The organism is Acinetobacter sp. CFCC 10889, assembly GCF_003268395.1.
Taxonomy (GTDB): domain Bacteria; phylum Pseudomonadota; class Gammaproteobacteria; order Pseudomonadales; family Moraxellaceae; genus Acinetobacter.
The window spans coordinates 13,074-33,499 of sequence record NZ_LQXQ01000043.1 but is presented as its reverse complement, the minus strand read 5'-3'; the positions used below and the strand labels follow the sequence as shown (position 1 = coordinate 33,499).

The 20,426-nt window shown below is 38.2% G+C and carries 22 protein-coding genes; 11 read left to right on the top strand and 11 right to left on the bottom strand.

Annotated elements, in window-relative coordinates:
• Nucleotides 1-274 precede the first annotated feature (274 nt).
• Both dapB and AVJ19_RS15145 read left to right on the top strand, forming a co-directional pair.
• Nucleotides 275-1,096: a 4-hydroxy-tetrahydrodipicolinate reductase gene (gene dapB, locus AVJ19_RS15150; RefSeq protein ID WP_068973362.1), complete on the top strand. Its 822-nt coding sequence runs from the start codon at nt 275-277 to the stop codon at nt 1,094-1,096.
• Nucleotides 1,097-1,145: 49 nt separating this feature from the next.
• A complete protein-coding gene (locus AVJ19_RS15145) occupies nt 1,146-1,796 on the top strand; it encodes an START domain-containing protein (RefSeq protein ID WP_111860491.1) in 651 nt (216 codons plus the stop codon).
• Nucleotides 1,797-1,909: 113 nt separating this feature from the next.
• On the opposite strand, the gene AVJ19_RS15140 is transcribed toward AVJ19_RS15145, so the two are convergent.
• Both AVJ19_RS15140 and dkgB read right to left on the bottom strand, forming a co-directional pair.
• Nucleotides 1,910-3,079, bottom strand: a complete 1,170-nt coding sequence (locus tag AVJ19_RS15140) for an MFS transporter (RefSeq protein ID WP_111860490.1) — start codon at nt 3,077-3,079, stop codon at nt 1,910-1,912.
• A 12-nt stretch (nt 3,080-3,091) separates the two neighbouring features.
• The gene (gene dkgB, locus AVJ19_RS15135; RefSeq protein WP_111860489.1) at nt 3,092-3,901 is read right to left on the bottom strand and encodes a 2,5-didehydrogluconate reductase DkgB; all 810 of its coding nucleotides are present in this window, start codon (nt 3,899-3,901) and stop codon (nt 3,092-3,094) included.
• A gap of 369 nt (nt 3,902-4,270) precedes the next feature.
• Between dkgB and AVJ19_RS15130 the strand changes: the two genes are divergently transcribed.
• Nucleotides 4,271-5,164, top strand: coding sequence for a LysR family transcriptional regulator (locus AVJ19_RS15130; RefSeq protein WP_087553364.1), 894 nt, complete (start codon nt 4,271-4,273; stop codon nt 5,162-5,164).
• Here the strand turns inward: AVJ19_RS15130 and AVJ19_RS15125 are convergent.
• The gene (locus AVJ19_RS15125; RefSeq protein WP_111860488.1) at nt 5,124-5,531 is read right to left on the bottom strand and encodes a hypothetical protein; all 408 of its coding nucleotides are present in this window, start codon (nt 5,529-5,531) and stop codon (nt 5,124-5,126) included. The genes AVJ19_RS15130 and AVJ19_RS15125 overlap by 41 nt on opposite strands.
• Before the next feature lie 110 nt (nt 5,532-5,641).
• On the opposite strand from AVJ19_RS15125, the gene AVJ19_RS15120 reads away from it, so the two are divergent.
• Nucleotides 5,642-7,081: a PLP-dependent aminotransferase family protein gene (locus AVJ19_RS15120; protein ID WP_111860487.1), complete on the top strand. Its 1,440-nt coding sequence runs from the start codon at nt 5,642-5,644 to the stop codon at nt 7,079-7,081.
• A gap of 260 nt (nt 7,082-7,341) precedes the next feature.
• Nucleotides 7,342-7,743: a hypothetical protein gene (locus tag AVJ19_RS15115; RefSeq protein WP_111860486.1), complete on the top strand. Its 402-nt coding sequence runs from the start codon at nt 7,342-7,344 to the stop codon at nt 7,741-7,743.
• A gap of 203 nt (nt 7,744-7,946) precedes the next feature.
• Here the strand turns inward: AVJ19_RS15115 and ahr are convergent, their stop codons facing one another.
• From ahr to AVJ19_RS15075, 8 genes are all read right to left on the bottom strand, one after another.
• On the bottom strand, nt 7,947-8,969 hold the full coding sequence (ahr, locus tag AVJ19_RS15110) for an NADPH-dependent aldehyde reductase Ahr (protein WP_068973369.1): 1,023 nt from the start codon (nt 8,967-8,969) through the stop codon (nt 7,947-7,949).
• A 74-nt stretch (nt 8,970-9,043) separates the two neighbouring features.
• Nucleotides 9,044-9,598, bottom strand: coding sequence for a DNA-3-methyladenine glycosylase I (locus tag AVJ19_RS15105; protein ID WP_087553366.1), 555 nt, complete (start codon nt 9,596-9,598; stop codon nt 9,044-9,046).
• A 59-nt stretch (nt 9,599-9,657) separates the two neighbouring features.
• Nucleotides 9,658-9,903: a hypothetical protein gene (locus AVJ19_RS15100; RefSeq protein WP_068973371.1), complete on the bottom strand. Its 246-nt coding sequence runs from the start codon at nt 9,901-9,903 to the stop codon at nt 9,658-9,660.
• A 44-nt stretch (nt 9,904-9,947) separates the two neighbouring features.
• On the bottom strand, nt 9,948-10,493 hold the full coding sequence (locus tag AVJ19_RS15095; protein WP_111860485.1) for a M23 family metallopeptidase: 546 nt from the start codon (nt 10,491-10,493) through the stop codon (nt 9,948-9,950).
• 102 nt (nt 10,494-10,595) lie between these two features.
• Nucleotides 10,596-11,630: an A/G-specific adenine glycosylase gene (mutY, locus tag AVJ19_RS15090; protein ID WP_068973373.1), complete on the bottom strand. Its 1,035-nt coding sequence runs from the start codon at nt 11,628-11,630 to the stop codon at nt 10,596-10,598.
• A gap of 148 nt (nt 11,631-11,778) precedes the next feature.
• Nucleotides 11,779-12,147 carry an HIT family protein gene (locus tag AVJ19_RS15085; protein ID WP_111860484.1) on the bottom strand — a complete coding sequence of 123 codons (369 nt, stop codon included), beginning with the start codon at nt 12,145-12,147 and terminating at the stop codon, nt 11,779-11,781.
• Nucleotides 12,148-12,202: 55 nt separating this feature from the next.
• On the bottom strand, nt 12,203-12,943 hold the full coding sequence (locus AVJ19_RS15080) for a dienelactone hydrolase family protein (protein ID WP_111860483.1): 741 nt from the start codon (nt 12,941-12,943) through the stop codon (nt 12,203-12,205).
• 292 nt (nt 12,944-13,235) lie between these two features.
• Nucleotides 13,236-13,394, bottom strand: coding sequence for a DUF1328 domain-containing protein (locus AVJ19_RS15075; RefSeq protein WP_111860482.1), 159 nt, complete (start codon nt 13,392-13,394; stop codon nt 13,236-13,238).
• A gap of 194 nt (nt 13,395-13,588) precedes the next feature.
• Here AVJ19_RS15075 and AVJ19_RS15070 point away from each other — a divergent pair, with 194 nt between their 5' ends.
• The 6 genes from AVJ19_RS15070 (at nt 13,589) to AVJ19_RS15045 (ending at nt 20,389) form a co-directional block, all read left to right on the top strand.
• On the top strand, nt 13,589-14,041 hold the full coding sequence (locus AVJ19_RS15070) for a YcgN family cysteine cluster protein (protein WP_111860481.1): 453 nt from the start codon (nt 13,589-13,591) through the stop codon (nt 14,039-14,041).
• A gap of 61 nt (nt 14,042-14,102) precedes the next feature.
• Nucleotides 14,103-15,014 carry an alpha/beta hydrolase gene (locus tag AVJ19_RS15065; RefSeq protein WP_111860480.1) on the top strand — a complete coding sequence of 304 codons (912 nt, stop codon included), beginning with the start codon at nt 14,103-14,105 and terminating at the stop codon, nt 15,012-15,014.
• A gap of 210 nt (nt 15,015-15,224) precedes the next feature.
• Nucleotides 15,225-16,499, top strand: coding sequence for a replication-associated recombination protein A (locus AVJ19_RS15060; RefSeq protein WP_111860479.1), 1,275 nt, complete (start codon nt 15,225-15,227; stop codon nt 16,497-16,499).
• A 139-nt stretch (nt 16,500-16,638) separates the two neighbouring features.
• A complete protein-coding gene (locus AVJ19_RS15055) occupies nt 16,639-18,987 on the top strand; it encodes a glycerophosphodiester phosphodiesterase (protein ID WP_111860478.1) in 2,349 nt (782 codons plus the stop codon).
• 21 nt (nt 18,988-19,008) lie between these two features.
• On the top strand, nt 19,009-19,842 hold the full coding sequence (locus AVJ19_RS15050; protein WP_162626627.1) for a metallophosphoesterase family protein: 834 nt from the start codon (nt 19,009-19,011) through the stop codon (nt 19,840-19,842).
• On the top strand, nt 19,835-20,389 hold the full coding sequence (locus AVJ19_RS15045; protein ID WP_111860476.1) for a DUF4303 domain-containing protein: 555 nt from the start codon (nt 19,835-19,837) through the stop codon (nt 20,387-20,389). Before AVJ19_RS15050 ends, AVJ19_RS15045 begins: the two co-directional genes overlap by 8 nt.
• Nucleotides 20,390-20,426 lie beyond the last annotated feature (37 nt).

The following is a 20,426-nucleotide window of genomic DNA, read 5'->3' as shown; positions in this document are numbered from 1 at the left end:
ATACACCACCCATGTTGTATTCCAACCTATTTATTGTGATGGTGAAGTGATTATTTTGTCTATAATTTAAACTTCGATGAAAATATAAAAGAACATTTTCCTATTTACAAGTCGGTGATATGAACAATATTGCTTTATTTTCAAAAATTATGTGTCACTAATTTTGTCGTCTTATTCTATATTTTTTGCTGAATTTTTAAGAACTCAACTTAGTCTCCACGCAGAGTTTTGCTATAGTAGATAAAATTTTAAACATAGATTTAGGAAGATCAACATGTCAGCAACTCCACGCATTGGTATTTTGGGTGCAGGCGGTCGTATGGGTCGTACATTGATCCAAGCGGTACAACAAGCAGGTTATCAATTGGCAGCAGCCGTTGAACGCCCAGAAAGTTCACTGATTGGTGCAGATGCAGGTGAGCTTGCAGGGATTGGCGCAGTGGGGATTAAGGTTGTTGGTAGCTTAGAAGAAGTGCTCAAAGATGTGGATGTGGTGATTGATTTTACTGCACCTGCGGCAACTGAAAATAACTTAAAGTTATGTCGTGAAGCGGGCGTAGCGATGGTCATTGGTACGACTGGTTTTTCAGAAGAGCAAAAACAAGTTTTAAATGAATCTGCGACACAAACGCCTGTGGTTTATGCGGCAAATTATTCGGTGGGTGTGAATGTTTCGATCAAATTACTTGAGCTGGCTGCAAAAGTGTTTGGTGATACGGTGGATATTGAAATCATTGAAGCACATCATCGTCATAAAGTAGATGCACCATCAGGTACAGCATTGATGATGGGTGAAGCAGTTGCTGATACGCTAGGTCGTGATTTGAAAAAAGTGGCTGTTTATGGTCGTGAAGGGCATACAGGTCCACGTGAACGTGAAACCATTGGTTTTGAAACCATTCGTGGTGGTGACATCGTGGGTGAACATACGGTAATGTTTATTGGCGAAGGTGAGCGTGTAGAAGTGACACATAAAGCGACCAGCCGTATGAACTTTGCTTCAGGTGCAGTGCGTGCTGCAGCTTGGGTTGTGGGCAAAGATGCAAAAAAATACGATATGAAGGATGTTTTAGGCTTAAATGATATTCAAGCTTAAAACACAATCCGCTATGATTTAAAACAACGACAGCAATTTGAATAAAAAAATGAAAAAAACAGTGATGTTTCTTGCAGGTGTAGTCAGTGCCATGAGCCTGACTGCACAAGCTGCTGCGCCAAGTGATGCAAAACTTAGCCTCGACAAAAACAATATCAAAGTATGGACATTTAAAGATCCGAAAAATACGGTGATGTCGTATAAAGCGGAAACTACGTTGGATGCACCGATTGAACGTGCTGTTGCATTGGTTTTAGATGTCAATAACACGCCAAAATGGGCACCGAATGTGGCAAAAGCCGAAGTACTGAGTCGTGATGATGCCAAAGGTGAGTTCACTTTATATATGGTTTTGGATTTTCCATTTCCACTTAAAGATCGAGATATGGTCATCAAAGGCAAAATTGCCAAAGACAGTAATGGTGTGATTAGCATTAAAAATAAAGCGATTACACAAGGCAAAGCAATTGATGCCAATTTTATCCGTTTAAAAAATTATGAAGGTGATTGGACGTTCCAAAAAGTTTCGGCTAATAAAGTTAAAGTCAGTACCACAGGCTTTGCTGATCCCGAAGGTTCGATTCCACAAAGTGTGACCAATATGTTGGTTGAGCAACAGCCTTATCAGATGTTGCAAAAGATGAAAGCAGAATTGGCAAAAAATAAAGCATTGCCTGCTTTACCTGCTGTTTTAAAATAATGTTCTAAGCCAGAATTTCTAAGACAAATCAAAAAATTTGGATTACAAGGCATAGCCTAAAAAGCGCAATAAAAAATCCCACAATAGCAAGGATTGTGGGATTTTTATGTCCATTAGCAAACAGTTTCAGTCATAGCTGGTCTCGACATTTTCATTTGGATCAAAACCAAAACCAATGCCAATGCTGTGAGGACAGCGCCTGTAATGGACACAGCCGCATAGCTCATTCCCATACTGAGGACTGCACCACCTGCGGCAGCACCAACCGCATTGCCCAAGTTAAATGCTCCGATATTCACTGAAGATGCTAGGCCAGGTGCTTCATGTGCCACAGCCATGACGCGCATTTGCAAAGGAGGGACAACCGCAAAGGCTGCTGCACCCCATACAACCAATGCCAATGCCGCACCCATCTTGGTTTGTGCAAGAATCGGAAATAGCAACATCGTTGTCATTAACAACAATAAGAAGCCTGTAAGTGTTTTGGTCAAAGACAAGTCTGCAAATTTGCCCCCGAAATGATTACCGATCGAGAAACCAACCCCAATCAGAACCAACATCATGGTGATAAAACTTGGACTGGCATGGGTAATATTTTGCAGTGTTGGGGCGATATAGGTATACAGAGTAAACATCGCACCTGCGCTCATGACAGTGGTGAGCAAGGCAAGGACGACAGGTTTACGGGTTAACACTTGTAGTTCAGCTTTGACATTGGGACGTTGTCCAACTGCACCCTCAGGTAATGCTTTCCACAATGCCAACATGGTGATGACACCTAATCCCGCAATTGCGGCAAATGCCATACGCCAACCGATGTTTTGTCCCACCCATGTTGCCAACGGTACACCACCAATATTGGCAATGGTTAAGCCCATAAACATCATTGCAACTGCACTGGCTTGTTTATCTTTCGGCACGACACTGGTCGCGACAATTGAACCGATACCAAAGAATACGCCATGATTTAAACTGGTGAGAATCCGTGCGCCCATCAAACCCCAATAGCTTGGTGCAATCGCGGCTAAAATATTGCCAACAGTAAAAATACTCATGGCAATCATCAGTGCTTTACGCCGTGAAAAGTGTCCAAACCATAAGGTCATGATCGGTGCACCAATCATGACACCCAAAGCGTATGCAGTGATCAGCATGCCTGCGGTGGGAATGGAAATATTCAGATTTTCAGCGATTTGTGGCAAAAATCCCATTGGTGAAAATTCTGTAGTACCAATCGCAAATGCGCCGATGGCTAAGGCGAGGAGAGGAAAGTTAATTTTCATGAATTGATTCTCTTAATCCCATGCAGGCGCTAGATTTTCAGGATTTACTTCACGACCATTTCGCTCTAAGGCTTCAATCATCTGCATTTCTTCAAGGCTTAATTGAATGTCTTGAGCTTTTAAATTCGCAATCAAATTTTCACGTTTGGTTGATGATGGAATCACAGAAAAACCACGTTGTAATGCCCAAGCTAAGGCAATTTGTGCCGTTGATGCCTGATGGTTTTTGGCGATCTCATTCAACATAGGGTCGTTTAACACTTTGCCATACGCCAAAGTCATATATGAAGTCACATCAATATTTTGTGATTGTAAAAAATTCACCAATTGATGATTCTGTAAATATGGGCTGAGTTCAATTTGATTGGTGGCAATATTTTCAATGCCCACAGCATCAATGGCTTGTTGAGTTAAATCAATATTGAAATTTGAAATACCGATATGTTCAGTTAAACCTTGTTGTTTAGCTTCCAGCAGATTGTGCATCATTTCTGCGACAGAAATTCCTAAACTCGGTGCAGGCCAATGAATCAGAGTGAGATTGACTGCATCCATTCTGAGCTTTTGTAAGCTGTCTTTTAAACTTGGAATAAGCTTGTCGGCTGTGTAATTATCTGTCCAAATTTTCGTGGTGATAAATAAGTCATTTCGATTTACAGAGCTTTCTGCAATGGCTTGTCCGACTTCGGCTTCATTGCCATAGATTTGTGCGGTATCAATCGCACGATAGCCAACCTCAAGTGCTGTTTTGACAGAATCAATCACAGTTTGTCCTGTCAGGCGAAATGTACCAACACCAAATTGGGGGACGATTTTACTCATGGGATATGCTTCATTTTTAGATACGGCTATTTTGTAGTTTTTATTGTTGCTAAAAAATAGGTGAATATGCAAAATATTGTTGACTATTAATCAATAATAATTGGTGTGTTACAATATTGATTAAACTTTTTTGAACAGCCTAAACTTGTATTGGTTGTGATTTATGGTACTAATTTATAAATGATTTTAATTTATTTAGAAGTTGCTTTCCGTTTCAAAGTAGAAGGAATATGGTTTTACAATAGGGAAAAATTTTAACTGAAAACCTCCCTCATCCTAACCTTCTCCCAAAGGGAGAAGGGACGTCCAATAAATTTTTACAGACGATAGAAAGCTTAGAAATTTGCATATCATATAAGGATGAAGCTAATGAAATCCACCTTAGAAGAATTACAGGCATTTATTCACATTGTCGATAGTGGTTCGATTGTCGGTGCTGCTGAGCATTTGCAACAAACTACATCAGGTGTCAGTCGAGCTTTACAACGCCTTGAATCTAAACTCAATGTGACTTTATTAGAGCGTACTACACGTAAGTTAAAATTGACCCAAGAAGGGCAGTTATTTTTAGAAAAAGCCCGCAAAATTCTCCATGATCTGAATGAAGCAGAAGATGCTTTACTCAAATCAGATAGTGATACATCGGGTTTGATCCGAGTGGATTCAGCCACTCCTTTTGTGTTACACGTGGTTGCACCATTGATGTCTGAATTTGTTCAGCTTTATCCAGATATTGAAATTGAGTTAAATACCAATGAGCAAATTATTGATTTATTAGAGCATAAAACTGATGTGGCAATTCGTTTTGGTGAATTGAATGATTCAAGTTTACATGCCAGATTATTATGTAAAAGTCGCTTATATATTGTTGCAAGCCCTGAATATTTAGAACGAAAAGGTTATCCTGAAAAGCCTTTAGACATTTTAAAGCATGCACAAATTGGCTTTAGTAAAGGCGGTCATCTGAATACATGGCCGATTCGTGTTAATACGGGTGAAAAGCTTGTTGTGAGACCTAAAATTAAAGCTTCAAGTGGAGAGACGGTGCGCCAATTGTGTTTACGTGGGCATGGAATCGCACGATTATCTGAGTTTGAAATTTCGAAAGATTTAAAACAAGGTCATTTGATCGCGCTCTTTGAAGATCAAATTGAGCTGTATGAACAGCGCATCCATGCGGTGTATTATCAGCAAGAGCACTTGCCAAAACGTGTCCGTTTATTTATTGAGTTTTTAGCGCAAAAGCTGTCAAAGTATCGATAGTTTTTTGCGCAGGTAAGTCCAAACTGAGCAAGCTTTGGCTGTTTCCTTGCGCTTTATTCAGTAGTTTGATCTCAAAATGTTGTGCTGAATTTTGCTGACATTCAAAGTCTAAATTCTGTTGTATTGGCATGTTAATACGCATGTTCACATCACTGCTCACACGATAGCTGTAGGCTCTGTTTGCCGCTGTGTGATGCAAAGTCGGTTGTAAGTGATCAAGTTGATATTCACCCAAACGCTGTGTTTTTAAAAAGCCTTCGATCAAAGATTTACAAATAAAATGTTGTTGCTGAGCAGCTTGGTTGACTTGCTGTGGTTGGCATGCACTCAAAATCAAAGCTGTACCGATGAGGGTGATTATTTTCATTATTTTCTCCTTTCAAATGTATCTGGTGATAAAAATTGGCTGTGAAAGAAGCATAAATCTGTTAAGTTTATAGGTACAGATACAACAAATATTAAAATTTGGGTACAGATATGGCTTTTCAATATCAGGCTTTAGCGCAACAGATAGCACAGAAAATTTATAGTGGTGAATTGGCAACAGGACAGCGTTTAAGTTCATTGCGCCAATTTGCAACTTTACAAAACATTAGCTTGAATACGGCAAAAAGTTGTTATGAATTGCTTGAAGCGCAAGGCTTGATTTATGTCAAAGAAAAGTCAGGCTATTTTGTCCAAACACAGCAAAAAACACCGAATATTGCACTGCCTGATCATCCGGATTTTAAGTCCAAATCCCGTGAAGTTTCTAACTTAGAGTTGCAAATTCAAATTCATGAAGCCTCTGCCAATAATCGTCTGATTCATCTCGGATCAATTCAATTATCCCCGAATTTTATTCCGATTGAGGCACTTCGACGTTCGATTCAACGTGCATTAAAGCATTGTAAGCCTGAGGATTTTTTATATAACAATCGACAAGGTCATCCACGTTTGCGTGAAGCGTTGTCAGCGCATTGGGCAGAGGATGGTTTTTATATCGACAAGGATGATATTTACATCAGCAATGGCTGTATGCCTGCATTGTCAGTGATGATACAAAGCTTTAGTAATGAAGGAGATAGCATCATTGTTCCAACACCTAATTATAATGGTCAGTTGCAATTGTTGGCATTATTAAAAAGAAAAATCATTGAAATTCCTGCCAATACTGAAGGTTTTGATATCGAGCGTCTTGAGCAGGTGATGCAAAACTCAGGGGCAAAAGTATGTTTACTGACGGCTAATTTTCAAAATCCTTTGGGTTTTTGTTTAAGCAATGAAGAGAAAGAAAAAATAGCTCAATTGGCTGAAAAATATCAATGTTATGTGATCGAAGATGATATTTATGCGGAATGTAGTTTTGATGCTAAACGTCCTTTACCGATTAAATATTGGGATCGGGCAGGTTATGTGATTTATTGCAGTTCGATTTCTAAGTCTTTATCACCATCTTATCGGGTAGGGTGGTTTTGTCTGCCTCAGCGTTTGAAACATTTACATGCCACGCTGATTTTGCAAAATGACTCGGTCAATATGCCCTTACAGTTAGGGCTTGCCGATTTGATTTTCAGTCGGGCATATCGGCAACATTTAAGTGAATTGCGTCCTAAACTCATGGCGCAGGTTGAGCAATATCGACAGTTTATTTCTCAGGCTTTTTATGGGGTTGATATTCGACTGAATCAGCCACATGGCAGTTATGCGTTGTGGTTGCAATTGCCAAAACAGATCGACAGTTTAGCCATGTATTATTATGCGCAACAGCACAGCATTAATATCGTCCCCGGCTTAATTTTTGGTGAGGATAAGCGCTATAACAATTGTATTCGTTTAAATGCAGGGCATGAGTTATCGCAAGAGATTCAGGATGCGATTGTGTTGTTGGCAGATTGGGTGAGGGATATTTTAAAAGCTCAATTATATAAAAAATGAGGTGTTTTATGCTCAAGAGGCTTAATCACCTTAATATTGCTGTTCGTAATTTAGGACATAGTTTTATCTTTATGTGAATATTCTTGGTTTTTAGTCTCAAGAAAAATTATCGTAAGGCACATATTGAGCATTAGGTGAATTATGGCTTTTTTAAGTATACATCAAGTTTAGTAGTTTACTTGACCTATGGAGATATTAACCTGTTTGACATTTCATCGTAAAATGGAACGAGGCAAAGCTTCTTAAGGAATTGGAGAAATATGATTGAAATTAGATCAGGGGATTTGAGCTTAAAGGATTTGCAGAACCATGGGGTGTGGACTTGGAACTCAGATTTGTATCAAAATGAAGACTTACTGGTAGTCGTTCCAATAACATCAGATATATTTACAGACCACGAAACCTTACTGATTCATGCAGCATTTACAATAGGAAATGGTACGCAACTAGAAGGTTTAATAGTCTATGATGTAAGTTCAAATGAAGTATTTGCAATTGAATTGTTTATTGGCGATAGGAAAATTACTTTAAATGTAAACTTACCTGATATTTCTTTAACAGAGCTAAATTTTGACAACAATATTAATGATCAAGTTTTTCCCATTCAATTCAAAGCGATACCAAGTGAATTATCGATGATAAAAGGAGAGTTCAGTTTTTAATGTTACCTCTTTCACTGTTATACAGTGGAAAGAGGCAGAAGAAGAGAGTGGATTCATATTGAGTTTTACAAGATTCTCATATCGCTTTAATAAGTGAGCATCTAACTTTGAAATATTAAATTAGAGAACATGCACTTCAATTTAATTGAAATTCTAATATTTCTTAGATTTCTAAGCCTTTTAAAGAAGTGGTGAGAAGGCATTTAAAAATCCGCTTTCAATACAATCCGATAACGTGCCTGACCTGAATGCAGTCGCTCCAAAGCCTCATTAATTTGTGACATTGGATACAATTCAATCTGTGGGGCAATGTTTTTACGTGCTGCGAATTGCAACAATTGACGTAAAGCAAAAGGTGAACCTGTCGGAGAGCCTGTCACCGATTTTGCACCACTGATCAGCGTACCCGCAGGAATTGGCATTGGCTCAAGTACCATACCAAGCATGTGAATCGTGCCATTTGGAGCAAGGGTATTCAGATAAGATTTCCAATCCAAACTGACATTGACCGTGCACAGCAATAAATCAAATTTACCACGTTGGCTTTTTAGTGCATCCGCGTCACGGCTATTCACTACATGATCTGCACCCATCGCTTTGAGTTCTTCAGTCTTGTCCAAACTTGAGGTAAATGCAGTAATTTCACAGCCCCATGCTTTGAGTAGTTTGATTGCCATGTGTCCTAAACCACCAATGCCAATCACACCAACATGGTGAATCGCTTGGATTTGATGTTTTAAAATCGGGTCAAAAACGGTAATCCCACCACAAAGCAGCGGACCCGCACTTTCAGGGTCTAAGTCTTCAGGAAGTGGAATAATCCATTGCCAACCTGCGCGAACTTTATCTGCAAATCCGCCTGCATGACCGACAATCGTCGCTGTTTTGTCACCTGTACATAGCACTTGTTGACCACTGACACACGGGTCACAGTGTTGACAGCTTTCCGCAGTCCAACCAATTCCGACACGTTGACCGACTTTTAAGCCTTTGGCTTCAGAACCAAGTTGGGTGATTGTTCCAATAATTTCATGACCTGCCACCACAGGATAAACTGCATTGCGCCATTCATTATTAATCACTGAAACATCAGAATGGCACAGCCCGCAATATTCAACTTTCACTTCGACTTGATGCGCTTGTAACTCACCTGCATCAAAGTCATAGGGTACAAGTGCCGCACCTGCTTCCAAGGCTGCATAAGCGTGAATGGTATTGTCTGTCATTTGAATCCTTCCTATTTTTTTAATGTTGAAAACAGTATTTTTAACTTTGAAAACTATCTGCTTAATGTTGAAAATTAGCGTGATATACAATCATTTTCGTGATCATTGACCATACCAACTGCCTGCATAAAGGCATACATGGTGGTCGGTCCTACAAATTTAAAACCATTTTTCTTTAAGCTTTTTGACATTTTTTGGCTGATTTCAGTCTGTGCAGGGGCTTGTTTATAATCAGGCACATCATTGATTTGCGGTTGTTGTTCTACAAAATCCCACAACCATTGCACCATGTCGACACCTTGTGCTTTCATGTTTTGCCATGCAATTGCATTGTCACGAATGGCTTTGAGTTTACCAATATGACGAATGATTCCCGCATCTTGTAATTTATATTCGAGATGTTGATCGGTCAGATTGGCAATGTGTTCGATGGAGTGTTGGAAGAAATGTTCTCGATAAGATTCACGTTTTTTTAACACAGTAATCCATGATAGTCCTGCTTGCTGTCCTTCGAGGCAGAGCATTTCAAAAAGATGCTGTTCATCTCGATTGACTTTGCCCCACTCATGATCATGGTAGTTGATATAAAGTGGGTCATCGGAGCACCAACCACAGCGTTTAATTGTCATCGTTGTTGCTCCTGCTACTGTATTTTATTTGAATCAAAGAGATAAATTGAAAGTGTATGCTATAAGCTAAAGCTCGTCCATTGGTCATTTTTATTATCCCAATATGACAGTTCTGCCTGTGGTAAATCTGTGAATTTTACCCAAATATCTTTGCCTGCTTTATCAGCAAAACCTGTACTGATCAGTAAGGCTTCCTCGGTAATTTCCATGATCCAACCTTGATGGCTTAGTCCATTTAAGACAATTTTTTGCTGATTGCCTGATTCTGCAAATTTAACCAAACGTTCAATCAACGCTTCTGACATGAAATTTTCCTAAGTCTATTTTCAACTAAAAACTTTACAACATATTAACGTAAATACGGGTAAGGATTGACTGCGCCACGTCCTTTACCATTTAAGTATAATCCATAGTGCAAGTGAGGGGCAGTGTGTCGTGCATTTCCTGTATTGCCAACGTAGCCAATTAACTCGCCACGTTTGACATAGTCGCCTTCTTTTAAACCACGTCGATGGTCATTTAAATGTGCATAGTAGTGATATGCGCCGCTTGGACCGATCAGCCAAATCACAGTACCGCCCAAGTTATTGCCTTTTAAACTTGCAATAATTCCTTCAGTGGTACTATAAACCTTTGTTCCACGTGGAGCCATGATATCAATACCTTCATGCGTGCGTCCTGAACTGCGGGATGCACCCCAAGTATCGGTCAGATTTTTGGCTTTGACACCTTCTACAGGGATCGGCAAGTGCTTAGGCATCGACATTGCCTTTAATTTTAAAATGTCATTTTGTGGCAATGGTGTGGGTTGAGATGGCTTTTTCGGTGCGGTGGTACAGGCACTGAGTACAGCTATAAAACAGGTAAGCAAACAATATCGAAAGTAACGAGACACGAGAAATCCTTATTTGTAATTCTTCAATTTTTAAAATGGGTGAGTTGCAAAATGAACATATTAAAATTGAAAATTTAAGCCGAAAACCCGTGTCTGACTATGTCATAGATTGCTTGCTGAGATCAATTTTTTCATGGCTGTAGGAATGCCCATTTGTGTAGCTTTTTGTGGCGAAAGCCATTCACCGCCAAGTTCAGCCAAGAGATACTCTTTTTGATCATTCTCAACATGGAAAATATGCGCATTTAAAATCCAAGTGAAATGGGTAAAGCTATGCGAAATTTGCACAACTTCAGTTTTGGAAACTAATTTTAAACGCTGACAAAGCTGATCAAATTCAATGTCATTTTCAATAATCGGCAGACTCCATAAACCACCCCATAGACCTGAGTGAGGACGTTGTTGCCACAGCCATTGTCCCTCAGATTCGATTAACAGAACTTTTGCTGTTTTTACAGGGACAGCTTTTTTCGGCTTCTTATAGGGCAGTTCTGTTTCTAAACCTTGCGCATGTGCTTGGCAATGCTGCTGCATCGGGCAGTATAGACACAGTGGTTTTTTCGGTGTGCAAATGGTCGCACCTAAGTCCATAATCGCTTGGGTATAGTCATGATTACGTTCAGTCGGGCATAAGTCTTCTGCACGTTGCCACATTTCCCGTTCATGAATTGGTTTGCTGAGATCATCTTCAATGGCAAAAAACCGTGCCAAAACTCGCTTTACATTGCCATCCATAATTACGCCGTATTGACGTAAACCGAGTGACATCAGTGCGCCACCTGTAGAGCGTCCAATCCCCGAAAGTTCCATCCATTGTTCTAGGTTTTCAGGGAAATGTCCTTGTTGGCTGACCACACCCGCAGCTTTATGTAGATTACGTGCCCGTGCGTAATAGCCCAAGCCTGCCCAATAGGGTGCAACTTCATCCCATGAGGCTTTGCCTAAGTCATCCACGGTCGGAAAGCGTTCTATAAAGCGATCAAAATATTGCAATACAGTTTTTACTTGTGTCTGTTGCAACATGATTTCAGAAACCCAAACTTTGTACGGATCATCCGCCACTTGCCACGGCAGATCATGACGACCATGTTGATCGAACCACGTAAGGAGTGCATCTGAAAATGAAAATTGCGACATGCTGACTTCAAACTAAAAAGAGGGCACTAGTATAACGAAACTTGTGATCACGCATGTGAGAGAATATTGAAATTAAAAAAGACGCCGAAGCGCCTTTTAATGATTTACTATAAATTGATATTAAATTCACAGTAATTTTAAAGAAAAACTATTTCTCAGCAGTCACGCCCCAACGTTGATCAAGCACCAATACTTGATCTTTATAACGTGGAATAATGTGAATATGAAAATGAGCAGCTTGTTCTTCACCAAAGACATTACCATCATTAAAAGCAATGTGAAAACCTTCAGGCTGATGACGAAGTTTTAGTTCATTGCGTGCCAATTCTAAGAGTGTTGATAAACTCTTACGTTCTTTTTCCGTTACATCAAAAAATGATTCAACATGACGTAAAGGAATAATGACAGAATGACCTTTCGATAGCGGATTTGGCTCAGGTAAAATTGCACCAAACTCATTTTTGGCAATAATATCGTATTCGTCAAAATTGCAATATGGGCAGTTTAATTCAGTCATTTCAATATCCTCTCGAAGTCATATCGTTTTTTTAATGTTTAATATTACGTGAATTTTATCCAAGTTTACGCTGTAGTAGTTCATACATTGCAGCCAAACTTTGTCGCTCAGCTTCAGCGTTATAACCTAGATCCACATTGTTGGCTTTAGCCCGTTCATCTGCCAAAGTATTACTAAAACCATGTTTGGCACCTTCAAATACAATCACTTCATGGGTGACTTGAGCTGCATGCATTTCTTGCTTAAATGCAGCGATAGCATCCAATGACAACATACTGTCTAATTCACCATGTAAAACTAATAATTCAGCTTGAATATTTTGAGCATCACCTTCTTTGCGTGGTGCGACATTGGCAGCATGGAATGTTGCAACTGCTTTTAGTTCTGCCCCTGTACGTGCCAAATCAAGTACGACTTTTCCACCATAACAAAAACCGATTGCAGCCAAACGTGATGCATCTACTTCGGTTTGTGCAGCGAGCGTTGCTAAACCTGCCGATGCACGATCCACAATGGTATTTTCATTTTGAAATGTTTGCGTCATCCACTCACTGGCTTGTGGTACATGGGTCGTGACTTTTTTATCGCCATACATATCAATTGCTAAAGCTGCATAACCATGCTCAGCAAGTTCACGGGCACGTTGTTCAGTATATTCAGTTCGCCCCCACCACTCAGGAGCAACGATCACACCTGCCACTGGTGTATCAGAAACAGGACTTGCAAAATAACCAATCAGCGTTGTGCCGTCTTTGGCTTGATAAGAAATTTCACGTGTTGTAATCGCCACTGCCATGCTATAAATCCTTGTATAATTTTCAGAATACTTTGATTAAAGCATAGTTTTTTGATTTTAAAATGACTTTATACACAATAATTTGCAGAGAAATGTGAGAAATTATTATGTTGAATGAAGTGGTTTTTTAGTGGGGATATTGTTTGAAAAATAACGTAATATTATGATGTTCTGAAGAAAAAATGATAAATTAATGAGAATAACGACGATGATTTTTTATAAAAATAATTAACAGGATAGATAAAAAAGAAGGAAAATTCCTTCTTTTTTTCAAGAAAAATCAGGTGAAAATCTAAACACGTCCACGTGAGATAAAACCGATAATGGCGAGGATAGCAGCAACAACAAGTAGAATAATGGCGAAATCTTTAGACATACCTGCAACACCACCAAAACCTAAGAGACTTGCGAGTAATGCAATTACTGCAAAGATGATAGCCCATCGAAACATAATAATTCTCTCCATGTTTTTATATTGTTCATTTATGAGTATAGAAATCTGAATGACTTTGATGTAGCTGAATTTTGTTGTAGGGGTATAAAGTTTTATGAATTTAAGTAAATGATTTGTAATTTGAAAATGTAAAATAAATTTCAGCTAAAAATGCTATCATTTAAGTGAAAATCACAGCTTAAATTTGGACTATGCCTGCTCAATTACGCCCTGAATTTTGGAAAAAATATTCCCTGACAGAACTCAATCCAGCAGAGTGGGAAGCCTTGTGCGATGGTTGTGGATTGTGCTGTTTGGTGAAATTAGAAGATGATGAAACCAATGAAGTGGCGTATACCAAAGTGGCATGTAAATTACTCGATTGTCAAACGGCACAATGTTCAGATTATCCAAATCGTATGCAGCATGTTCCTGATTGTATTCAACTTACGCCTGAAAAATTAGAACATATCTATTGGTTGCCTTCGAGTTGCGCATATCAGCGTTTAAAAGAGGGTAAAAAATTACCAACGTGGCATCATTTAAATACAGGTTCAAGGCAGAATATTATTCAAGCACGAAAATCAGCAGCAGGGCGTTGTATTTCTGAAACTGAGGTGAATGAAGAGGAGATTGATGAATATATTGTGCGTTGGGTAAGATAGATATTGATAATCATTCTCAAGTATAATTGCGATATATATTAATTAGAGTTGAGTTTTTCTAATGGCAAAATCGCAATATACGAAAAATGTATACAGCATTTTTATGCTATTTACTGTGATTTTTACTGCAAATATTTCATTGCATGCACAGCCAAATTTACAGCCTTTGGGTGAAAATATTGCCGATCAAGGCTCAGCATATTATCAATTTAAAATTCAAAAATTTCAGTCCATTGACCAAAAAAGAACATACAAAGTATGGTTAGGGATCCCTAAACAGTCTATTTTACATCCGCAAGCTGCTATTTTTATGTTAGATGGTAACTCGGTGATGGCACGTTTAAATGATGAAATTTTAAAGGATTTATCACAGAATTCTGCACCAATCTTGGTGGCAATAGGCTATGACACGAATCTACCTTTTGAAACCAAATCCCGATCATTGGACTATACTCCTGCCGATGAGACAGGGAAAATACAACCTGATCCACGTCAGCCTGAGCGTTTGACAGGTGGTAGTGTTCAATTTCGTGAATTGATTTTAGAACAAATCAAACCTTGGGTGAGTCAACAAATTCAATTAGATCCTCAACGTACAGCACTATGGGGACATTCTTATGGTGGCTTATTTGTCTTAGATAGTTTTATACATAGTAATGCATTTAGTCATTATTTTGCAGCGAGTCCATCTCTATCTTGGGCTGAGCAACGAGTATTCAAAAGCTTGAACAATGCACCAAGTCATAGGGTTGAAAATAAAAAATTAGTGATTATGGAGGGTGATATTTCAAGTGAACAAGGACAAAAGCAGAGTCAAAATTTTAATGTTGAGTTGATTGAAAATAATCGTCAAGTCATTCAGATATTAGCTGCCAAAAAAGCCCAAACCAAGTTAGTACTTTATCCAAATTTAAGTCATGGTGAGGTATTTCAAGCATCTTTGATGGATGTTTTATCGAACCGCCTATTTTAAAAATACGTGATTCATCGTGACGATATAGATTGGTTTTGGTTTTATATTTTCAGCTAAGATCAAGGATTTAAATGAATATTTCATGGCATTTCCAAAATCAAATTCATTTAGAATCACAGCGCAGTATTTTTTATTGTTCAATGGGAATTTTATCGACAATTGCCCAATCCATAGTAGACTATGAGCAGCTTTTATTTCGCAAAAATAACTATGTCAGACACCCATATTCCTTTACCTGAACGCCTTCGTCCTCGTGATTTGTCTGAAATTATTGGGCAAGATCATTTACTTGGGGAGCAAGCACCTTTACGTCAGATGATTGATCAAGGGCATTTACCATCAATTATCTTTTGGGGTCCACCAGGTGTAGGAAAAACTACGATTGCATTGTTATTGGCGCAAGCGGTAGACCGTCCTTTTGTCAGTTTGTCTGCGCTGAATACTGGGGTAAAAGAGTTACGTGAAGTGATTGCAGAAAGTGGTGATTTACTGACGCCAGTGGTTTTTATTGATGAAATTCATCGTTTTAATAAGTCACAGCAAGATGCATTACTCAATGCAGTTGAAAAAGGTAAAATTACTTTAATTGGTGCAACCACTGAAAATCCATCCTTTGAGGTGAATAGTGCATTACTGTCACGTTGTCAGGTTTATAGTCTAAATGCATTGAGTAATGAAGCCATTCAAAGCTTAATTGAAAATGCGATTCAGCAAGATCAATTTTTAAAAGACCGTTATATTCAAGTAGAAGAATATGATGCTTTGGTTCAGTTTGCCGCAGGTGATGCACGTAAGGCTTTAAATTTAATAGATTTAGTGGCAAGTACTTTTGAGCCTGATGTTGAAAATAGAGTGACCAATGCTGTTGTGGTCAAAGTTGCACAACAAAATATCGCTCGTTATGACAAATCAGGTGAGCAACATTACGACCTTGTTTCAGCATTTATCAAGTCGATTCGAGGCAGTGATCCCGATGCAACGTTATATTGGATGGCACGAATGTTAAAAGGTGGTGAAGATCCAGTCTTTATTGCCCGCCGTATGCTGATTGCTGCTTCAGAAGATATCGGCAATTCTAACCCCAATGCGCTGTTACTTGCAGGAGAATGTTTCCGTTCGGTACAAGCGGTAGGAATGCCTGAATGTCGGATTATTTTAGGACAATGCGCTGTCTATTTGGCGACGAGTGCTAAGAGTAATAGTACTTATTTAGCGATCAATAAAGCTTTAGAGCTTGCTGAAAAAACCTCAAATTTACCTGTTCCGCTCCATTTAAGGAATGCGCCAACCAAGCTGATGAAAGAGCAAGGCTATGGTGTGGATTATCTTTATCCGCACAATTATCCTGAACATTTTGTACTACAAGAATATTTACCGCCTGAACTCAAAGGCACAAAATTATATGAATCTGCACGCAATAAACGTGAAGTTGAGGGCGAGCGTTTGCAACAACGTCGATGGCAGCAAGAACAACAACAGCAGTAATTTTTAAATGCAGATTGGTATTTAAAATACTGTGTTTAGGCATAGATCAGTTTAAAATAGCAGCTAAATTTTTATGTGGAATGCTAGATTAAAATATTCGCTTAAATCGGTGAATCTTTTGACTGGCATCATCTGACCTATGCGTGTTTATATATTTTCTGTCTTATTGTTTTTGGGTGTTTTTTCTCATCAAAGTATGGCGCAAAGTACGCTTGTTCAACCATTAGAAACAGAGCAAAAACGTCCTGAACAATTAGAAAAAATACGCTATCAAATTGATTTTTCAAAACTTCAGCAACTACCTAAAGGCTGGAAAATTCCAGGAAATAATGCAGGTAACATTTATTTAAAAGATGGTTTTTTATGGATTGATGGGCGTAAACAAAGCTTTGAGCCAACGTCTATTATTTTGCCTACTGAATTTGCAAACTTGAGCCACTATTGCCTAGATGTTGAATTTTCTTTACAAGATGCAACTAATCCGAACCGTTGGGGGGCAATCATTTATGATACTGCTCTGGGGCAAGGTGTGATTCCGCAACATTATTCCCAATTCACTTTACGCCAACAAGCACAGGCGAAAAATGGTACTGAACTTGGTGAAAAACTAGCCAACGGTCAATGGCATGTACAAGCTAAAGCAGCATTTTCTGAAGAGATTCAAGCCAATAAAATCTATAAAGCAACGTTATGGGTTGCAGGGCAGCAAGTGAAACATTATTTAAATGATGTTTTGATGCAACATGCTGAAATAAATAGACAAAATTTAGGTGAATTGGGGTTTTCTGCGGCAGGTGTGCAAATGAAAATCAAATCTGTGCAATTAACCGTACCAGAGATGATCACGAGCTCTCCGATTCAGAGTGTGGTAACGCCACCCAATCATCAACCATTTACAACCACAGCAATCATCCCCAAAATTTCAGCAAATGCAAATGATCTAAAAATACAAACAGGACAATTATATTTTAAATTAGATCGCCAGCTCAATTTGTTGAATGCTTCAGGTCAAGTACAGATTTCTTTTGCCAATTATTGGTTAGATCCGCAACGTAAAACCTTAGCCATTTTAGAAATTTCAGATATTACAACGTTAAATGCACTTAAAAAATGGTCTATTTCACATGATATTTCTGATTTAATTATTGTATCTTCATCATCGGATATTTTGAAAGCAACACATGATGTGTTACCTACAGTTCGAACGGCTTTGGATTTTAGTCAGAACACTAAGCTTGCTCATACTTCCGCTGATTTAAATCGAATCGTACAACTCAGTAATCAGGTGCATGCCAAAATCGTGATTTTGCCAGAGCATTTAGCGGTTAAAAAATCAGTACAATACATTCAACAACGTTTAATGAGTGTTTGGATCAACAGTACTGCAAAAACTGAACCAGAGGCTGCTTCTGTATTGGCTTCAGGTGTAAATGTTATTATAAGTTCAAATTATTCTGTTTTTAATCAAATACTCAAGCGATTGCCTGCACAAACTTTATTACGCCAACCTTTGATCATTGGACATCGTGGTGTGCCGAGTTTGGAGGATGAAAATACATTAGAAAGTGCTGTACGTGCGGTGAATTTAGGTGCAGATATTGTTGAAAATGATATTTATCTGAGCAAAGATCATCATATTGTGGTGATGCACGATGCAACCGTTGATCGAACTACACATACAACAGGCAAGATAGAAGAAATGACACTTGCTCAAATTCAGCAATTGCGTACAAAAACTAAAAATCGTCATATTCCAACTTTGGCTGAGTATTTTACAGCATTTAAAAATAATAAAAATTTTGTGCTAATGATCGAAATTAAGAGTCGTAATCCCTTAATTATTCCCGCATTAAAGCAAGAGATCGCACGTTATAACGTCGCTGATCAGGTAGTCATTACTTCGTTTAATCGGGAACAGTTACAGCGTGTACATCGTGAAATACCTGATGTATCTATAGGAGTCTTGACGGGTGTTTTTTCAGCTCAGCAAAGCACAGCAAATCATGTGAAAACTGTTTTAAATAATGTGCAAAAATATAGTGCATCTTATCATCCACCTTATCAAAAAGAGTTATTGGCGGTGGTGCAAGCAACACAGCAACGAGGCGTAACATATTGGCCTTGGAATCTGAATGATGCAGCCTTTAAACAGTTTTATGTCGCAGGCTTGAATGGTGTAACCACCAATTTTATACAACAATATTCACATTATATTGTTGATATTCAAGCGCCTAAAATAGTGAAAGTTGTCCGTGGACAAGCATTGAATCTAGATGTTCAGTTGCAACAACAAGATAAAAAAATGCTGACTGCAAAAGCGCAAAACTTTATTGTTTTGGCAGGTTCACCGACACATCATTTGGAAAATGGAATAGTAAAATTCACCCAAAAAGGTGTAGCTTATGTATTGGTGAATTATAAAGCACAATTAGATGCACAAAATTTCTATCACTTAGTATCAGCACCCATCAAAGTGGTGGTTGAATAAAAATAGACGGTATAGATGAAAATGGCTACACCATTAAAAATCCTTAATATTAATCATCATCCTATTGAATATATAGAATATTTAACCATACCGCATGGTGCTTTAACTGCACAAAAATTTCAATTACCGATTTATCTGGGGGAAATTGAAGGCCTTGCAAAAAATATAGATTCAATTGTGGTGACTTCAGACTTGCAAGGTGTATGCAGATTTGAACATATATCTAATCTATTACTTGGTGAAGTTTTAGCTGAAAGTTTGCCACTGATTTATGAAATGTATATCCCACAACTCAGCTTAAATAAATCATGGGCTTTTTTATGTGGTGATCTTTATGCAAATTTAGAAAAAAGAGGTAGTAGCGGTAATCCAATCCAAGTGTGGCAGGCTTTTGCGAAATATTTTGATCAGGTGATCGGCATTGCAGGTAATCATGATGATTTTGCTGATGATTTAATAGAGCTTAAGTTGATGGAGAATGTACATTTTTTAGAAAATGATCTATTGAAACTGAATGGGATAAAAGTTGCTGGTTTGAGCGGCATTATTGGACGTACAGATAAAAACTTCAGACTCGAAGAGCCGTTTTATTTAAGTGCTGTTGAAAAACTTTTAAAACAACAACCTGATATTATACTCACACACCTATCCCCCCATTTTGAAGAATATGGCTTTTTGGGTGAACTGCAACTAACGAAGATTTTGGAAAAATATGCCGAAAATTTATTGTGTTGTGGGCATGCGCATTGGGATACTTCACAAGTCGCAACTTTAAGAAATAATACACAAATTCTAAATGCAGACAGTAAAGTATTTATTTTAATCAATAAAAATAGGAATAATGAAAATGAATGAGAAAACTAATTTGTATTTAACGATTTATCAAGATATTCAAGAAGCTTGTGAAGAATTAAGGCAAAAAACTTTAGGTCAATATTTGCAAATAGTTGGATTAGGATTCGTGGAAGATCCATGTGGATATTTTACTGTTGGAATGACCTTAGAAGAATTCAGCCAATTTGATCAAGAGCTTATTTGGTTTATTTCGGAATGGAGTGTTGGAACTACTCCGAATAATAGGGTACATCAGCAAATATATGGCTTATATGAACAATTAGGTGAGGAATACACGGAAGAGCAGTATATTGAGCTTCGACAACATTACCAAAATACGATCATTCAAGTATTACAAGATTTAAGAAAAGAAGGAAAACTACAAAATCAGCAAGGCGATGAAATAATTTTTATTTTGCAATATGCCGATGCTTTTGATGAGGACTTTGAAGAAGTGAGTTTTCCAAAAATCAATCCTGTGGAATTGGTTCCGCTTTTTGCTCATCGTTTTAAAAAGAATAGTATGAATTTATATGATTTTTTATTGGAAAAACATCAGGTTCTGTAAAATCAGCAATAAAAAACCGAGCTATTTCTAACTCGGT